General features: G+C 70.7%; 14 protein-coding genes. 5 read left to right on the forward strand and 9 right to left on the reverse strand.

All coding sequences use genetic code 11. The features are described from left to right. Positions 1–17 precede the first annotated feature (17 nt). The 4 genes from cofD (at position 18) to AC3A3L_RS02145 (ending at position 3,512) form a co-directional block, all read left to right on the forward strand. Positions 18–1,061 carry a 2-phospho-L-lactate transferase gene (cofD, locus tag AC3A3L_RS02130; protein WP_487638384.1) on the forward strand — a complete coding sequence of 348 codons (1,044 nt, stop codon included), beginning with the start codon at positions 18–20 and terminating at the stop codon, positions 1,059–1,061. Continuing rightward, positions 1,058–1,957, forward strand: coding sequence for a coenzyme F420-0:L-glutamate ligase (cofE, locus tag AC3A3L_RS02135; protein ID WP_487638385.1), 900 nt, complete (start codon positions 1,058–1,060; stop codon positions 1,955–1,957). Before cofD ends, cofE begins: the two co-directional genes overlap by 4 nt. 88 nt (positions 1,958–2,045) lie before the next feature. Next, positions 2,046–2,783, forward strand: a complete 738-nt coding sequence (locus AC3A3L_RS02140) for a DUF3105 domain-containing protein (protein WP_487638386.1) — start codon at positions 2,046–2,048, stop codon at positions 2,781–2,783. Positions 2,784–2,786: 3 nt separating this feature from the next. Further along, positions 2,787–3,512 (forward strand): TIGR03089 family protein, encoded by a 726-nt coding sequence (locus AC3A3L_RS02145; RefSeq protein WP_487638387.1) that lies wholly within the window; start codon positions 2,787–2,789, stop codon positions 3,510–3,512. Positions 3,513–3,533: 21 nt separating this feature from the next. Here the strand turns inward: AC3A3L_RS02145 and AC3A3L_RS02150 are convergent, their stop codons facing one another. From AC3A3L_RS02150 to AC3A3L_RS02190, 9 genes are all read right to left on the reverse strand, one after another. Then, positions 3,534–6,254 (reverse strand): FG-GAP-like repeat-containing protein, encoded by a 2,721-nt coding sequence (locus tag AC3A3L_RS02150; protein WP_487638388.1) that lies wholly within the window; start codon positions 6,252–6,254, stop codon positions 3,534–3,536. Between the two features lie 584 nt (positions 6,255–6,838). Beyond that, on the reverse strand, positions 6,839–7,633 hold the full coding sequence (locus tag AC3A3L_RS02155) for an ABC transporter ATP-binding protein (RefSeq protein WP_487638389.1): 795 nt from the start codon (positions 7,631–7,633) through the stop codon (positions 6,839–6,841). A gap of 70 nt (positions 7,634–7,703) precedes the next feature. Next, positions 7,704–8,690 (reverse strand): ABC transporter permease, encoded by a 987-nt coding sequence (locus AC3A3L_RS02160; RefSeq protein WP_487638390.1) that lies wholly within the window; start codon positions 8,688–8,690, stop codon positions 7,704–7,706. After that, the gene (locus tag AC3A3L_RS02165) at positions 8,687–10,738 is read right to left on the reverse strand and encodes a glycosyltransferase (protein WP_487638391.1); all 2,052 of its coding nucleotides are present in this window, start codon (positions 10,736–10,738) and stop codon (positions 8,687–8,689) included. The genes AC3A3L_RS02160 and AC3A3L_RS02165 overlap by 4 nt, the downstream gene beginning before the upstream one ends. After that, positions 10,735–11,943: a UDP-galactopyranose mutase gene (glf, locus tag AC3A3L_RS02170; RefSeq protein ID WP_487638392.1), complete on the reverse strand. Its 1,209-nt coding sequence runs from the start codon at positions 11,941–11,943 to the stop codon at positions 10,735–10,737. Before glf ends, AC3A3L_RS02165 begins: the two co-directional genes overlap by 4 nt. 36 nt (positions 11,944–11,979) lie before the next feature. Then, the gene (locus AC3A3L_RS02175) at positions 11,980–12,906 is read right to left on the reverse strand and encodes a glycosyltransferase family 2 protein (protein ID WP_487638393.1); all 927 of its coding nucleotides are present in this window, start codon (positions 12,904–12,906) and stop codon (positions 11,980–11,982) included. Next, on the reverse strand, positions 12,903–13,832 hold the full coding sequence (locus AC3A3L_RS02180) for a glycosyltransferase family 2 protein (RefSeq protein WP_487638394.1): 930 nt from the start codon (positions 13,830–13,832) through the stop codon (positions 12,903–12,905). The genes AC3A3L_RS02175 and AC3A3L_RS02180 overlap by 4 nt, the downstream gene beginning before the upstream one ends. A 31-nt stretch (positions 13,833–13,863) precedes the next feature. Then, complete coding sequence (locus AC3A3L_RS02185) at positions 13,864–15,429, reverse strand: LCP family protein (RefSeq protein WP_487638395.1); 1,566 nt, start codon at positions 15,427–15,429, stop codon at positions 13,864–13,866. A gap of 100 nt (positions 15,430–15,529) precedes the next feature. Beyond that, positions 15,530–16,039: an acyl-CoA thioesterase gene (locus AC3A3L_RS02190; RefSeq protein ID WP_487638396.1), complete on the reverse strand. Its 510-nt coding sequence runs from the start codon at positions 16,037–16,039 to the stop codon at positions 15,530–15,532. Between the two features lie 25 nt (positions 16,040–16,064). On the opposite strand from AC3A3L_RS02190, the gene AC3A3L_RS02195 reads away from it, so the two are divergent. Further along, the gene (locus AC3A3L_RS02195) at positions 16,065–17,264 is read left to right on the forward strand and encodes an LCP family protein (protein ID WP_487638397.1); all 1,200 of its coding nucleotides are present in this window, start codon (positions 16,065–16,067) and stop codon (positions 17,262–17,264) included. Positions 17,265–17,284: the final 20 nt, after the last annotated feature.

A 17,284-nucleotide genomic window follows, 5' to 3' on the forward strand; every position in this document is an offset into this window, starting at 1 on the left:
TCGGGCAGGCTGTTCCTATGCCATCATCCGCGTCCACGCTCCGCCGTATCACCGTCCTCTCGGGCGGCGTCGGCGGGGCCCGCTTCCTCCAGGGACTCCTCCACGGCCTGCGCTCCGGCGTCGTCCCCGGAGGGTCCGCCGACACCCAGGTCACCGTCGTCGCCAACACCGCGGACGACTGGTGGATCCACGGCCTGAAGGTCTGCCCGGACCTCGACACCGTGATGTACACGCTGGGAGACGGCATCGACGTCGAGCGCGGCTGGGGTCGCCGCGGCGAGACGTGGAGCGCGCGCACGGAGCTCGAGGCGTACGGCGTCGAGCCGACGTGGTTCGGCCTCGGGGACCGCGACATCGCGACCCACCTGGTCCGCACGCAGATGCTCGAGGCCGGCTACACGCTGTCGCAGGTCACCGAGGCGCTGTGCCGCCGCTGGCTGACGCCCGTGCACGGCGAGACGGTGCGGCTCCTGCCGATGACGGACGACCGGGTCGAGACCCACGTCGCCGTGGCCGACCCCGACAGCCCCAGCGGGCGCCGGGTGGTGCACTTCCAGGAGTACTGGGTACGGCTGCGTGCCGCGGTGCCGGCCGGGGCGGTGCTCGCCGTCGGCCAGGACGCCGCGGCCCCGGCCCCGGGCGTGCTCGAGGCGATCGGCGAGGCGGACCTCGTGGTGCTGCCGCCGTCGAACCCGGTCGTGTCGGTCGGCACCATCCTGGGCGTGCCCGGCATCCGCGACGCCGTCCGCGCGACCCCCGCTCCCGTCGTGGGCCTGTCCCCCATCGTCGGCTCCTCCCACGTGCACGGCATGGCGGCGCAGATGCTCACCAGCATCGGGGTCGAGGTCAGCGCCGGCGCCGTCGGCGCCCACTACGGCGCACGCACGGCGGGTGGGGTGATCGACGGCTGGCTGGTCGACGAGCGCGACGCCGGACAGCTGACTGGTCTGGAGCAGGCCGGTCTCCGCGCGGCCGCGGTCCCGCTCATGATGACCGGCCACGACGCCACCGCGACGATGGCCGCGGCGGCCGTGTCCCTCGTCACCGACGGCCGCGCGTGAGCCCCCGGCTGGAGGTGTGGGCACCGGACGGGATGCCCGAGGTGGCGGCCGGCGACGACCTCGCCGGCCTGGTGCTCGACGCCCTCGGCGGCGGGGCCGTCCTGCTCGCCGGTGACGTGGTCTGCGTGACCAGCAAGGTCGTGAGCAAGGCCGAGGGGCGGGTACGGGTGGGCGACCGCGACGCGGCCGTCGCGGCGGAGACGGTCCGCGTGGTCGCCCGCCGCGGACCGGTGCGCATCGTGCGCAACCGGCTCGGCCTCACCATGGCCGCCGCGGGGGTCGACGCCTCCAACGTGGCCGCCGGGTCGGTCGTGCTCCTCCCCCTCGACCCGGACGCCTCGGCGCGGGCGCTGCGCGACGAGGTGCACCGCCGGACCGGCACGAACGTCGGGGTAGTGGTGACCGACACCTCGGGCCGCGCCTGGCGCGAGGGCCAGACCGACATCGCCATCGGGGCGTCGGGGTTGCTCGTCGCCGAGGACCTCGCGGGGCACACCGACCCGTACGGCAACCACCTGGCCGTCACCCTGCCCGCCGTGGCCGACGAGATCGCGGGGGCGGCGGAGCTCGCCCAGGGCAAGCTGGCGGGCCGCCCGGTCGCCGTCGTGCGCGGGCGGGCCGACCTGGTGCTGCCGCCCGGTGAGCACGGCCCGGGTGCCGCCTCGCTCGTGCGCCGCGACGGCGGCGACCTCTTCGGCTGGGGCGCCCGCGAGGCCGTCGTACGCGCGCTGGCCGGCGACGGGGCCGACCGCGCCCCGTTCGGCTCCCCCGCGACCGTCGACGAGCTGGCTGCGGCCGTCGACAGGTTGCCCGACGCCGACGACCCGACCGCCCTCGCAGCAGTCTGCTTCGCCCACGGTTGGAGCGTCGAGGAGTGGGCGCGACGGCCGAGATGAGGCGTCGTGTGGGTCCGATCACCCGCCACTACGTAGACTCTCCCCGCGCACCATCCCTCCAGCAGTCGACCGAGAGACACCGAGCACCGTGGCCAAGCAGGCAAAGACCGACCGTCAGGCGGTCATCGACTCCATCCGCTCCCAGCAGTCCAAGCGCGAGAACCGTCGCGGTGTGGCCATCGTGGGCGTGTGCGTCCTCGTCGCCGTGCTGATCGTGGGCGCCGCGGCGTTCAAGCCGCTCAAGGACTGGTGGGACCTGCGGGCCTACGCCTCGGACTCGCTCGGCGAGATCGGCGCCAAGGCCTCGGTGTGCCAGGACGTCACCACCAAGACGGCCGAGGGCAGCCAGGACCACGTCGACGTCGGCACCCCGATGACCTACCCCGACGCCCCGCCGGCCTTCGGCCAGCACTGGAACATGTGGGACAGCATGGAGCGCAAGCTCTACACCGCCTCGGACCGGCCCGAGCTCGGCGAGCTCGTGCACAACCTCGAGCACGGCTTCACCATCCTCTGGTACGACGAGACCATCGCCGACGACGGCGACCAGATGGACGTCCTGCGCGGCATCGCCTCCAAGCTTCAGGGCACGGAGAACCTCCGCGACAAGTTCAAGGCCGTGCCGTGGACCTCCGAGGACGGCAAGGCCTTCCCCAAGGGCCAGCACGTCGCGCTGACCCACTGGTCGGTGGGCGGCGCCGGCGAGACCGACCCGTCCAAGCAGGTCGGCGTCTGGCAGTACTGCTCCGAGGTCAGCGGCTCCGCCCTGGAGACGTTCATGGAGGACTACCCCTACATGGACTCCCCGGAGCCCAACGCCGTCTGAGGCATGACCACCTTCGCCACCACGTTCACGGAGGTGCTCGCGGCCCAGCTGCGCCGCGACCCCGGCCGCCCGCTGGTGACGTTCTACGACCACGCGACCGACGAGCGGGTCGAGCTGTCGGTGACGACGTACGCCAACTGGGTGGCGAAGGCGTCCGGCCTCCTGACCGAGGTCGCCGACCTCGAGCGCGGCATGTCGCTGCGCGTCGACCTCCCCCCGCACTGGCTGTCCACGGTGTTCCTGGGTGCGGCGTGGACGGTCGGCCTGCGCGTCACCGCCTCCGACGACCCGGACGCCGTCGTGTGCGGGCCCGACGGGCTCGATGCCTGGGCGCCCCGTGCCGGCACGGTCCCGGTGCTGGCGTGCAGCCTGCGACCGCTGGGCGTGCGGTTCGCCGAGGAGCTCCCGGCGGGCGTGCTCGACGTGGGTGTGGAGATCTGGTCGCAGCCCGACGGCTTCACCGCGTGGGACCCGCCGACCGGTGACGACCTCGCGACCGACGAGCTCACCCAGGCCCGGCTCTGGACGCACGACAGGACGGCCGCCGTCGGGAGTGGTCTCACCGACGGCGGCCGTCTTCTCTCGGTGGCCGACCCGGCTTCCCCACCAGGAATGGCCACCTTCACCGAGCCCCTCGGAAGAGGCGGCTCGCTGGTCCTCGTCCGCAATCCCGACCCGGCTCGCCTCGACGACGTCCACGACGCCGAACGGGCGACTGCCCGGGCCTGATCGCGCTTCTCCGGGAGCCGGTCACCCGGCCAGGTCGAACGCCCCCAGTCCCTCGCCCAGCACCCGCGGGTGGGAGACGCCGGACTTGCGCCCGGGGTAGACGTACGCCACCCCGCTGGACCGGTCACGGACGATGAAGTCGGCAGACCCCTTGAGCGTCATGGCCTGGACCCCCAGCACCCAGTCGAAGCCGGACAGGTCCGAGGGGAGCCCGGACGGACCTGGCACCTTGCCGCCCTTGACCCGGACGGCCGCGCCGAAGCCCGAGCCGGTGCCGGGCCACACCATCAGCGCGCCGCCGACCGGGGTGCCGATGAGGTCGGGCAGGCCGTCACCGGTCACGTCGCCGACCGCCCTGATCCCCTGGATCGAGGACCAGCCCTGGCCGAGCACCGTGCCGGCGGCCAGCGCGCCGGTGCCGTTGCCGGCGAAGAGCCACAGCTGGCCGGAGCCGTCGCGGGTGAGCACGTCGCCGAAGCCGTCGCGGTTGACGTCGCCGGCGTTGAAGATGGCGTCCATCCCGGCGAAGGACACGCCCGTGTCGATCGGGGCGCCGAGCTCGAACGTGTCGCGGTTGGCGACGACGACGAGCTGCTTGCCCGAGACCCCGATCAGGTCCGCTCCGGCACCGCCGACCATGTTGGCGCCGGTGATCCAGCGCATCGTCTTGAGGTTCGTCGCGGGGCCGAGCGCCGCGCCGAAGGTGCCGTCGCCGCGGCCGGGCATGAGCATCATCTTGCCGCTGGACGAGCGGGCGACCAGGTCGGAGCGTCCGTCGCCGTTGAAGTCGCCGGCGATGACGCGGTTGTAGCCGCTCCACTTCCCCGCGACGCGCTTGGGCGACGCGAACCGCCCGGTCCCGTAGCCGGTCTGCAGGTAGAGCCGGTTCTTGGTGCGCAGCAGCAGGTCAGCGCGACCGTCGCCGTTGACGTCGCCGGCACCGATGAGCTGCTTGTAGCTGCTGTAGCCCTTGCGGGTGACCTTGCGGGCGAAGCCACCCTTCTCGGTCCCCAGCAGGATGGTCAGGCGGCCCTTGAAGCGGGCCACCAGGTCGTTGCGGCCGTCACCGTTGATGTCGCCGACGGCCGTGACGAGCGAGTAGCCGCGCAGCCGGAGCTTGCGGGTGGTCTTCCCGAACTTGCCGTCACCCTTGCCGGCCCGCACCCGGACGACGCCGGACTTGTCGACCGTCACGAGGTCCGGCAGGCCGTCGCCGGTGAGGTCGGGCGAGACCAGGACGTCGGCGCGCTTGTCCCAGCCCTTCTTGCCCACGACCGTGCGCTTCTGGAAGGACGTCAGGCCACCGGTCGGCAGCACCAGGCCGCGGCCGTCGGCGGCACGCCGCACGACGAGGTCCGGGTAGGCCGAGGCGTCCAGGTTGTTCTGCGGGTTGGGCTCCGAGATGGGCACCTCGGTCGGCGCGGGCGGCGGCGTGACGGGGCCGGCCTGGGTGGCGTACGTCCGGATCAGCGGCAGCTGGGCGTAGAGGTACTTGCCCGGGCAGGCGGTGGACCCGGCGTCGCGGTGACCGTTGATGGCCTGGAACGTGCCGCGGCCGATCTTCTGCGACGTCGACGCGGGGTTGACGCCGTGCAGGGACAGCTTCCACGCGAAGAGCTGGCCGTAGGCGCGCAGCATCACGTCGGGCGGCTGGACGGTGTCGAAGTTGCCGATGGCCGACATCGCGAACGAGTAGTCGTTGTAGTTGAGCGTGTGGGCGCCGACGACGGGCTTGTCGATGCCGCCGTAGCGGCCCTCCCAGATCCGGCCGAAGCGGTCGACGAGGAAGTTGTAGCCGATGTCGCTCCAGCCGCGGGACTTCACGTGGTAGGCGTAGATGCTGCGCAGGATCGCGGGCACCTGGGCCTCGGTGTAGTTGTTGGCGTTGACCGTGTGGTGGACGAAGCCGCCGCTGATCGTGCCGTAGCGCAGCGCGCTCTTGTTGCGGATGCTCTCGTCGGCACCCCACTGGGCGCGCGAGTAGATCGTGGGCTGCGCGACGGTCTTCTTGCGCGCGGCCTGCAGGGTGATGCCCTCGGACGCGGCGTCCGTGCCGTCCTGCTGCGCGTAGTCGTCGTCGTACGACGCGCTGGGGTCCGTGTCGGCCCTGTCGGCCGGGGCCTCGGTCTCGGTCCGCTTCGTCGACCCCGGGTCGACCAGCGCGAGGGACAGGTCGTCGGGGAGTGCGACGCCGTCGGTGCGGGCCTCCACCTGGACGTCGTCGACGTCGCCGACGAAGGTGGGCTCGGTGCCGGGGCGGGCGTCGGCCGCCTCGGCGCTGCCCGGGTCGGGTCCGTGCTCGTCGTGGTACTCCAGGTCCTCCCAGGCGCTCCACTCGTCACCGGAGCGGGTGCGCACGCGGAGGGTGATCTGGTCCTCCTCGAGCTCCTCGCCGCTCTGCCACGTCACGCCGACAGCGCCGAAGGCGTCGACCGGCTGCGGGGTGCTGACCACCCGTGTCTCGGTGGCACCGCCCGTGACGGTGCGCCCGCGCAGGCCGGCGAAGCCACCAGCAGCGCCGGTGAGCGGCACCTCGGTGACGGTCGGCTTCACCGCCTTCGTGGGGACGGTGGCGGACATGAGGGCCGCGGGGCCGACCGGGTCGGCAGCGGGGGCGCCGGGCGTCTCCCCGACGATGTCGAGGGACACGACACCGGAGGCGGGGGTGAGCACGACGAGCACGACACCCAGCGCCAGCACCTGCTGGCAGAGGGTGACGACGCGGGCCTGAAGAGGACGCATGACAAGACTCCTGCTGTGTGGGGGAAGGTCACACAAGGCAGGAGTTTCACACCAGTCACATCAGTCACGGAAGGGTTTCTGAGTAACTACAACGTTGTAATTTCCACTCGACACGCCGTTACATCGGTGTAATTCTCGCGGGTATCGGGCTTCTCGCGGCTCCCAACACGCCGCTGGGCGGTGAGTGACGCAGGTTTTCAGGCGCAAAAAGGTGTCCCACTCACCGCTCCCCCGCGGCGCGCGCCGGCGTGGCGGCACCTCGCGGCTACCGGGCGGCAGGCACGCGGTCTGCCGCCACGTGGCGGCGTACGACACGAGGAACGGTCGTTCCGATGCCGCGCGCCGCCGCCGGGAGGGACAGCTGGGCCGTCGGGCGGTGAGTGGAGCAGGTTTTCGGCGGCCAGAAGGTGTCCCACTCACCGCTCCCCTGCCGTGTACGCCGGGGTCGCGGCACTTCGCAGCTCTCGGGCGGCAGGTACGCGATCTGCCGGCACCCTGGCGGCGTACGACACCAGGAACGGTCGTTCCGATGTCGCGCGCCGCCACCTTGAGCGGGCGCTCGGCCGGACTCGCCCCGCGAGGGGTCAGATGTCGTTGGCGAGCGCGTCGTCGCGCTCGTCCTCGGCGGCCTCCTCGCCGTCGGGTTCCTCGTCCTCGCCGTCGTAGTGGAGGTACTTGATCGCCGCCTCGACGTCGCCGTCGAAGCCCACCTTGCCCTTGTCGAGCACGATCGCGCGGTCGCACATCTTCTTGACCGAGCCGGCGGAGTGGCTGACGTAGAACATCGTGATGCCCGAGTCGCGGATCTCGTTCATCCGCTTGAGGCACTTGCGCTTGAAGGGCCGGTCCCCCACGGCCAGCACCTCGTCGGCGATGAAGATGTCGCAGTCGACGTGCACGGCGACGGAGAAGCCCAGGCGGGCGTACATGCCCGAGGAGAAGTTGCCGACCGGCGTGTCCATGAACCGACCGACATCGGCGAAGGCGGCGATGTCGTCGAACTTGGCGTCGGTCTCCTCCTTCGACATCCCGAGCATGGCCGCGTTCATGTAGATGTTCTCGCGACCGCTCAGCTCGTTGTGGAAGCCGGCACCCGTGGCGATCAGTCCGGAGATCCGCCCCCGGGTCAGCACCTTCCCGTCGTCGGGCACCATCACCCCGCTGACGAGCTTGAGCAGGGTGGACTTGCCCGAGCCGTTGAGACCCATCAGCCCGATGGACTCACCCTGGGCGACCTCGAAGGACACGCCGTCGAGGGCCTTGAAGGTCTCGCCCGAGCGGTCCCCGCGGAAGCGGCTCTGGAGCACCTTCTTCAAGGTGCGGTGGGACTGGTAGCGGAACGTCTTGGAGACGTTGTCCACGACGATGGATGTGGTCATGCGGGGTCCCTGCGGAAGCGTGGGCTGGAGGAGCGAAGCGGGGGAAGACCGCGGTTTCGTGGGGTGCTCATCAGAGGCGCTCCGGGACGGACTTCTCCAGGCGGGAGAACACGAACTGCCCTACTCCGAGCAGCACCAGGCCGATGCCGAGCATGATGAAGCCGCGCGAGTAGAGGTCGCTGACGAAGTCCGGCATCGTCTCGCCCGTGGCCGGGTTGACGACACAGGGCCCGTCACACGTGGGCAACCAGAACCCGCGCTGGATGAGCATGACCGCCTCGGCGACGGGGTTCGCCACGTAGAGGTCGTGGAACCTGACCGGGATCCGCTCGCCGTCGGCGATGAGGTAGTAGGGGTACATCATCGGCACGGTGAACGGCACGATGTTCATGAAGGTCTGCACGATCCGCTGGAAGTCGCGGAAGATCACGTTGACGCAGGCGAACATCAGGCCGAATGCGGTGCCGTAGACCATGATCAGGACGAAGCCGAGCAGCGCGGCCGCCATCCCGACCGCGTCCGGCACCCAGGGCGGCCCGTCGCCGACCCATCCGGTGACGAGGCACGCGATGGTCAGGATGATCACCTGCGGGATCGCGTGCCACAGGGAGACGAGCATCGAGGCGACCGGGAACATCTCCCGCGGCATGGCCATCTTGGCGATGACGCCCTTGTTGGACAGCAGCGAGCGGGTGCCGGAGGTGACCGACTCGGTGAAGTAGTTCACCAGCACCATGCCGGCGAAGAGGTGGATGGCGAAGTTCTGCATCCCCAGGCCGCGCCCGAGCAGCAGGCCGAAGACGAAGTAGAACGTCAGGAACCGGGTGAAGGGGTTGATGTAGGACCACGCCAGCCCGAACGCCGTGCCGGCGTAGCGCGCCTTGATCTCCCGGCGCACCATGAGCCGCAGCAGGTAGCGACGGCGGAACACCTCGAGCACACCCGAGGTGCGCGACGGCGCCGTCAGCGGCACGTGCGCCAGGTCGTGGCGCACCTCGACCGGCCGCCGGTCAGGGCCCGGCTCGGAGGTCGAGGTGGTGGTGCGGGACTGGCTCACGCACCCTCGCTCGTGTCGGGAGCGCGGTCCGCGGGGTCGGTCCAGGGGGCGAAGGTCTTCTCCCACGCCTCCGGCGAGGTGATCTCGCCGAGGGCGTCGCGGTACTGCTGGGCCAGGGCCGGCCACTCGCGGTGGAAGCGCCGGTGGATCTCGATCGTGCGCTTGAGCAGGTCGCGGTAGTGGGCCGGGTCGCGCTTGTAGAGGGCGACCGACGAGCCGTCGTTCATCGACACCACGGCGGAGTCGTACTTCGCGAGGTTGAACCAGCCGGCGTCCATCGCGGTCAGCTCGGTCTCCGGGTAGTCCTGGGCCAGCTCCCGGACCGGACGCAGCTGGCGCAGCGGGGCGAGGCCCGCGGCGATCAGCGTGGCCTTGCGGCCCGGGATCTCGATGTCGGACTTGCCCTTCTTGGGCGGCTTCTTGCGGCGCACCGGCGGCAGCTCGTCACGGTCGGCGTGCAGCTGGGCGTCGGAGAACTGCTTGCGGAACGCGTTGATCTCCGCCAGCTTCGTGCCGAGCTCGCCGTGCAGCGCGTGCGGGCCCCGCAGCACGTCCTCCATCGCGAGGTGGCGCAGCTCCGCGGTGGAGTACTGCAGCGACGCGAGGTGCTTGATCTGGTGGTTGAGGCTCTCGCGCACCATCCGGCCGCCGCGCTCGTAGGGCGAGTGCAGCAGGGCGGCGATGATGCGGTTGCGGTGGTGGAAGTAGGACTGCCAGTCCACGCCGTCGTTCTTGTCGGTCCACGGCACGTGCCAGACCGCGGCGCCCGGGAAGGACACCGTCGGGTAGCCGGCCTGCTTGGCCCGCAGGCCGAACTCGGAGTCGTCCCACTTGATGAAGACCGGCAGCGACAGGCCGACCTCCTCCAGCACCACGCGCGGGATCAGGCACATGAACCAGCCGTTGAAGTCGACGTCGGCGCGCTTGTGCAGCCATCGCGAGGAGCGCAGGTTGCGGGCGGCGAAGTCCCACTGGCTGTAGCCGTCGAGGCGGGTCTGCCACCAGAAGCGCCACGGCTGGACGATCTCGCCGAAGGAGTGCAGCTCCGAGCGGCTGAAGAGGTTGAACATGTGGCCGCCGACGATCGTCGGACGCTTCGCCAGGTCGCCGAAGGTGACCGCGCGGATGATGCCCTCGGGCTCGCAGACGACGTCGTCGTCCATCATCATCGCGTAGGTCGCGGTGCCCTTGCGGACGCTCTCGAGCTGCCCGCGGGCGTAGCCGCCGGAGCCGCCCAGGTTGCCCTGCACGATCACCCGCAGCTTCTCGCCGAGGCCGGCCTGCGCCGCCGGGAAGTACTCGCTGTCGGTGACCTTGTCCTTGCCCTGGTCCATCACCATCACGGTGTCGAGGTAGGGCTGCAGCTCCTCGGCGGCGCCGAGCTGGCCGAGCAGCTGGGCGCTCATGTCGGGCAGCATCGTGGTGATGCAGACGTCGACCGTGCCGTGCTCGGCGCGGTCCGCGGGGACCTGCGCGGTCCACTCGGCTCCCTCGACGGTCGCGCCGTGGTCGCCGGCGACGACGTCGTACCAGTACCACCCGCCGTCGACGAACGGCTTGAGCGGCAGCGAGAAGGAGAACGACCCGCGCGCGTCGGGCCCCTCCCCCTCGACGACCGCGGAGTCCACCCGCTGGGCGTGACCGCGGGCCATCGACTTGTAGACGGTGACGACGCTGCCGGCGCCGACGACGTCGACGCCCAGGTCGACGTCGGTGACGACGGTGTGGCGGCGCCAGTACGACGCCGGGAAGGCGTTGAAGTAGGTGCCGAAGGACAGGGGCTGCGACGGCCGGAGCTGCAGCGCGGTGCGCGAGCGGATCTGGTCGGGGTGCAGCTTCTTGCCGGTCGAGGTCGACTGGCGGATCGCCGCGTTGTTGAGGTCCTTGGCCGCCTTGTCGCCGCCGACCGCGTGGCGGTCGGTGTCGAGCTTGGCCTCCTCCAGGTCGACGTAGAGGGGGAAGACGTCGGTGTCGCGGTCGATCGGCAGGATCTGCCGCTGGAGCAGGCGGGTGACGGTCCCGGCCTGCGGGTCGGTGGAGCTGCTCATGCGTCGATGCCTCCGCTCGTGAGCTCGGCGCCCTCGGTGAAGTGCGGCTTGAGCTTGTTGTCGTACATCGACAGGGCGGACCCGATGGCCATGTGCATGTCGAGGTACTTGTAGGTGCCCAGGCGGCCGCCGAACAGGACCATCGGCTCGGCCTTGGCCAGCTCGCGGTACTTCAGCAGCTTGGCGCGGTCGTCGGCGGTGTTCACCGGGTAGTAGGGCTCGTCGCCCTCCTCGGCGAAGCGGCTGTACTCGTGGACGATGACGCTCTTGCCGGGCAGGTGGGTCTTCTCCCGCTCGGGGTGGAAGTGCTTGAACTCGATGATGCGGGTGTAGGGCACGTCCTGGTCGTTGTAGTTGACGACGCCGGTGCCCTGGAAGTCGTCGGTGTCGACGACGCTCTCCTCGAGGTCGACGGTGCGCCACGACAGCCGTCCCTCGGAGTTGCCGAAGTACTCGTCCACGGGGCCGGTGTAGACGATCGGCACCTTGCCCTTGTAGTCGTCGGCAACGGCGAAGAAGTCGGTCTCGAGCCGGACCTCGATGTTGGGGTGGTCGGCCATCTTCGTGAGCCAGGCGGTGTAGCCCTCGGTCGGCAGGCCCTCGAAGGTGTCGCTGAACCAGCCGTTCTGGAAGGTGTAGCGGACGGGGAGCCGGGTGATGATGTCGGCGCTCAGCTCGGTGGGGTCGGTCTGCCACTGCTTGGCGGTGTAGCCCTTGATGAACGCCTCGTAGAGGGGGCGGCCGATCAGGCTGATCGCCTTCTCCTCCAGGTTGGAGGCGTCCTCGGTGGCGATCTCGCTGGACTGCTCTGCGATGAGGGCTCGCGCCTCGTCGGGCGTGTGGGACTTGCCGAAGAACTGGTTGATCAGCGCCAGGTTCATCGGCAGGGAGTAGACCTGCCCCTGGTACTTGCCGAAGACCTTGTGCCGGTAGTCGGTGAACGACGTGAACCGGTTGGCGTACTCCCACACCCGCTCGTTGGAGGTGTGGAAGAGGTGCGCGCCGTACTTGTGCACCTCGACGTTGGTCTCGGGGTCGCGCTCGGAGTACGCGTTGCCGCCGAGGTGGTGGCGACGCTCGAGGATGAGCACGCGGAGGCCGAGCTCCTCGGCGCAGCGCTCGGCGATCGTGAGACCGAACAGCCCGGCACCGACGATGACGAGGTCGGGAAGCTGATCTGTGTCGTTCGTGGGGCCCTGGGACAAGGGATGAACTCCTTGGTTGAGAAACGCGGGTTGAGTCTATCGAGGGGGGCGGGCGGAAGCCGTCAGGCGGCGCATCCCCCGCGCCGAGGCCATGGCGCGGATCACGTTGCGCGCCTCGGCCCGTCCGCCCCGCACCGGGCTGAGCAGCACCACGACGAGCGTGATCAGCCACGGCTTCAGGCGCACCAGCACGTTCTCCCCGTGGCGCAGGTGCACCACGAAGAGGTTGCGGTACATGTAGAAGCCCTTCCACCCCGACAGGTCGTGCTGCTGGTTGAAGTCGAGCTGGCGGACCAGGACGGCGTCGCGCACCGCCCAGATCCGACGGCCGGCGCGGCGGGCGCGGACGGCGTACTCCGCGTCGTCGTAGAAGATGAAGAAGGAGGGGTCGGGGAAGCCGATCTCCTCGACCACCTCGCGGCGGGCCATGAACCCCTCGAAGGCGACGTTGTGCACCTCGACGAGCTCCGGCATGGCCGCGCGGTCGGCGTAGGTGCTGTCGACGGTGGACCGCTTCGGCTTGATCGCGAGCGGGTTGCGCAGGTCGAACTCGACGGCGGCCTTCTCGACGAGCTCGCCCGACAGGTCCTCGCGGACCGCGATGAGGCAGTCCTCGTCGACGGCCATCAGCGCCTCGAGGCAGCCGGGGGCGGGCACCACGTCGTCGTCGACGAGCCAGACCCGGTCCCACCCGGCGTCGTACGCCGCCCGCACGCCGAGGTGGAAGCCGCCGGCGCCGCCGAGGTTCTCCTCGCTCCACGTGACGTGCAGCGGGAGGTCGGTGCGGGCCTCGAGCACCGCGCGGGTGTGGTCGGTGCTCGCGTTGTCGACGACGACCACGGCGTCGGGCCGTCGCGTCTGGGCGGCGAGGCCGTCGAGGAGCCGGGTGAGCAGGTCGGCGCGGTTGTAGGTGACCACGACGACCGCCACCGTCTCCGTCGACCGGGCGGCCGGGGTCGTCACGACAGGAACCTCCGGTGGCCGTCGAAGTCGCCGGCGATGCCGGCCCGCATCGCGCTCAGGCTCAGCCGCAGCCGCGACAGGCTGGGGCGGGTGAAGGTGTAGAACCAGGCGGTCTTCACGACGAAGGCGATCGCGTGCAGCGGCCCGCGGTAGTCGCGGAGGTTGACCAGGTTGTTGCGGGCCATGCAGTAGTGCTTGAGGTCGCTCGGCGAGTCGTTGTAGGTCGTGCGGCCGAACATCATGGGCGTGCCGAGGTTGCCGACGCTCGGGTGGCGCACCGTCGCGGTCACGACCGTGGCGACGCGGGCTCCGGCCTCCTCCGCGCGCAGGCGGTACTCGTGGTCGTCGCCCCAGATGAAGAACTCCTCGCGGGGCAGCCCGATCCGGTCGACGAGCTCCTTGGTGACCAGGACGCCGTTGAAGGGGATCACGATCCCGTCGATCCGGTCCTTCTTGGCGGCGCGGCGTACGTCGTCCACCGCGTGCACGACGCGAGTGCTGCCGGGCAGGCGGATGGGGAACACGAGGCGGTCCGGGTCGGCCTCGTCGACCACCAGGGGACCCCAGAAGTCGAGGTTGTCGGTCTCGAGGAGCAGCTGGTCGAGGCAGTCGACGTCGGGCAGCCCGTCGTCGTCCATCAGCCACACCAGGTCGGCGTCACGGTCGATCGCCCATCCCAGCCCGTCGTGGAAGCCGCCGGCACCACCGCGGTTGGTGGCGAGGCTGCGCCCGCTCAGCGGGACCTCGCCGGTGGTCGGGCGGCCGGTGAGCCACTCCCCCGTCCCGTCGGACGACGCGTTGTCGACCACCAGCACCTCGGCCAGGCCGTCGACCTGACCGAGCCGCTCGACGAGCTTCTGGAGCAGGGGCAGGCGGTTGAAGGTGACCACGACCGCGACGATGCGGGGCAGGGGTCCGGTGGTCACGGCGTACACACTAGGGGCGGCACGGGCGCGCTCAGCAAACGGCGCCGAGGTCCTCCGACTGGTTCGCCGCGTAGCCCGTGGACAGCGAGCCGAGCGACCCGCCGGTGATCGCCGGGGGCGCGCTGGGCGTCGGGGCGGGCGGCGTGGCGCCGCCGTCGGCGGGCTCCGCGTCGGCCCCGGCGTCGGTGGTCGCGGCGTCCTCGTCGGCGGTCGCAGGGGTGTCGGACGTCTCGGCCGGCGCGGCCTCGGCGGTCTCGGCGGGCTTCTCCGGAGCGCGTCCCTCGGCCTTGGCGATCGCGGCCTGCACCTTGGCGTGGACCAGGTCGATGTCGGGGTTCGCGGTGTTGATCATGGGCGGCACGAGCGACAGCGTGGCGATCTTCTGGCTCTTGGCCTTGAGCGCGAGGTCGACGAAGCGGTCGACCTCGCCGCGCGGGACGTCGGTGGACACCATGGCCGAGCTGGCCTTGGCGATCTTCTGGAAGTTGGTCACGGCCGTCTGCGGGCTCACCTGCTGGAGCATCGCGCTCATCACGCACTTCTGCCGCGCCATGCGCGAGTAGTCGTCGGAGTCGAAGCGGGCCCGGGCGAACCACAGCGTGTCCATGCCGTTGAGGGTGCGGGTGCCGGGCTCGATGTAGTGGAAGAACGAGTCGCTGGGCAGGCCCACCGGGATCTTCTGCCGCACGTTGAGCTCGACGCCGCCGACCGCGTCGACGAGGTCCTTGAAGCCCTGGAGGTTGACCATCGCCCAGTAGTTCATCTTCAGGCCGGTGATGCCCTCGACGCCCTCGATGGTGGCGTCGACCCCGGGGTTCTTCGAGCCCTTGAACAGCTCGGCGTGGTCGAGCGCCCACGTCGCGAGCCCGTTGAGGTACATCCCCTCCTCGTCGAAGCCGTCGGGGAACTGCTCGGCCATCACCGAACCCTCCGGGAACGGGAAGTTCTGCATGTTGCGGGGCAGCGAGATCAGGACGGTCTTGCCGGTGTCGGCGTCGATGCTCGCCACCGTCATCGAGTCCGGGCGCAGGCCCCAGCGGCCGGCACCGGAGTCGCCGCCCATGAGCAGCACGTTGTAGCGACCGTGGTGGGCGCCGACCGCGTCGCCGTCGCCGAACATCGAGATCATGAAGTCGCGCTGCACGTTGACGACGTGGGCGCCGAAGAGCAGTGCGCCGGCGACGCTGAAGCACAGGAAGCCGTTCACGCCCACGATCGCGAGCCGGTGCTGGCGCTGGAGGGTCAGCGGCTGGCCGAGGCGCCAGGCGTCGACGAAGAGGTAGGCCCAGCCGACGGCGAGCGCCATCAGCGCGAGGCGGAGGACCTGCAGCAGCACCGTGCTGGTGCCGGCCCAGAAGGCGAGACCGTGCCAGAAGTACGACGTCACGACCATGAGCACGCCGACGACGAGCAGCGTGAGCCAGGTCCACAGCGCGATGCGGCCGACCCTGCGGTTGCCGGACACCAGCTGGGCCGATCCCGGGAGGAACAGCGTCATCAGCATCAGGGTCACGGCGCGGCGGAACCGGACGCGCTGGGCGCGGTCGACGGTGGTGAACCGCTGCTGGTGCGACCCGGAGGGCGGGACGGACGGCATCGGGGGCCTCTCTCTGCTGGGGGAAGTCAGCCCGCCCAGTATCACCAGTCACACCCGTCCCACCGGGTCGCGACGCGCCGTGGCCGTCAGGTGGGTGGGCTCAGGCTTCCCGGCCCTGGTCGATCTCCGTCTTGCGCGCCAGCCGGTGCGCGCGGCGGATCTCGGCCTCGCGCTGTCGTCGTACGTCACCGGGGGTCTCGGTCTCCAGCGGCGGCACGGGGCGCGGGTGCCCCTCTTCGTCGATGGCGACGAAGACGAAGTAGGCGCTGGCGACGTGGACCGGCTCGTCGCTCGCGTTGCCCCACGGCTGCGCCTCCACCCGCACGCCGATCTCCATCGACGAGCGCCCTGCCCAGTTGACCTGGGAGTAGGTCTTGATGATGTCGCCGACGTGGACCGGCGCGAGGAAGGTCATCTCGTCCATCGCCGCGGTGACCGCCGGCCCGCCGCTGTGCCGGTGCGCGACGGCGCCGGCCGTGGAGTCGGCCAGCTTCATGATCTCCCCGCCGTGCACGTTGCCCAGCAGGTTGGCCTCGCTCGAGTGGGCCATGATCCCCAGGCTGACGCGGCTGTACGACGTGGGACGCCCTCGCTCGATGCGGTCCGTCATGCACGGCACGGTAGCGTCATCGCCCATGGCTGATCGTCCGCAGGGCTCCGGGGTGCCCGAGAAGGGAACACCCGAGTACGACTGGCTCTACGGGAGCCAGTCGAAGACCCCGCCGAGCGACGCCACGCAGCGCGTCGAGGCCCAGCAGGGCTCCCGCGCCGACGAGACCCGGGTGATGCCGGTCGCCCGTCGCGAGGCACGCGGCTCGGGCGGCCAGCCGCCTCCCGGCACCGGACGCGCGGCCACGACCGCTCCCCCACCGCGGCCGAAGAAGAAGCGCCGGTGGCGCCCGCGCCTCGGCCTCATCCCCCTCGTGCTGATCCTGCTGCTCGTCTACCTGCTGGGCGTCCCGCTCTACCACTGGACGAAGATCGACAAGGTCGACGCCGCCCCCAGCGGCGAACGGCCCGGCGACCAGCCCGGCACCAACTACCTCATCGTCGGCTCCGACAAGGCCGACGACCTCACCGACGAGCAGCGCAAGGCGCTGCAGACCGGCGAGCGCGGCGGCACCAACACCGACACGATCATCGTGCTCCACACCGGCTCCGGCGGCCGCACGATGATGTCGATCCCCCGCGACACCCTCGTCGACGTCCCGGGAGGCGGCACCCAGATGATCAACGCCGCGTTCGCCAGCGGCGGAGCGCCCCAGCTGGTGCAGCGGGTGGAGGCGTTGACCGGTATCCACATCGACCACTACGTCGAGCTCGGGTTCGGCAGCGTGATCAACACCGTCGACGCCTTCGGCGGGGTGGAGATCTGCCCGAAGCAGGACATGAAGGACCCGATGGCGCGGCTCGACGTCAAGAAGGGCTGCCAGGAGGTCGACGGCCAGACCGCGCTGGCGTACTCGCGCTCGCGCCACGTGACGGCGCTCAGCGACCTCGATCGCGTGGCCCGCCAGCGCGAGGTGATCAGCGCGATCGGCGACGAGACGCTCTCGCCGTGGACGTTCGTGAACCCGATCCGCTACTGGCAGATCAACGACGCCGCGACCGGCGCCATCCGCATCGACGAGGAGATGAACCCCTTCGACCTCGGCAGGTTCGCGCTCGCCATGACCGGCGAGAGCCAGACCTGCACGATGCCCAACCTGCCGGCCCCCAGCGACCCCAACCGGATCGTCGCCGACCCGGACCGGGCACCCGCGCTGTTCAACGCGATCATCGACGACTCCACGGTGCCGAAGAAGGCCTGCACGCCGACGGGGCGGGCGCGGTAGCTCAGATAGGCGTCGACGCG

The organism is Nocardioides sp. Soil_C_8 (genome assembly GCF_057656315.1).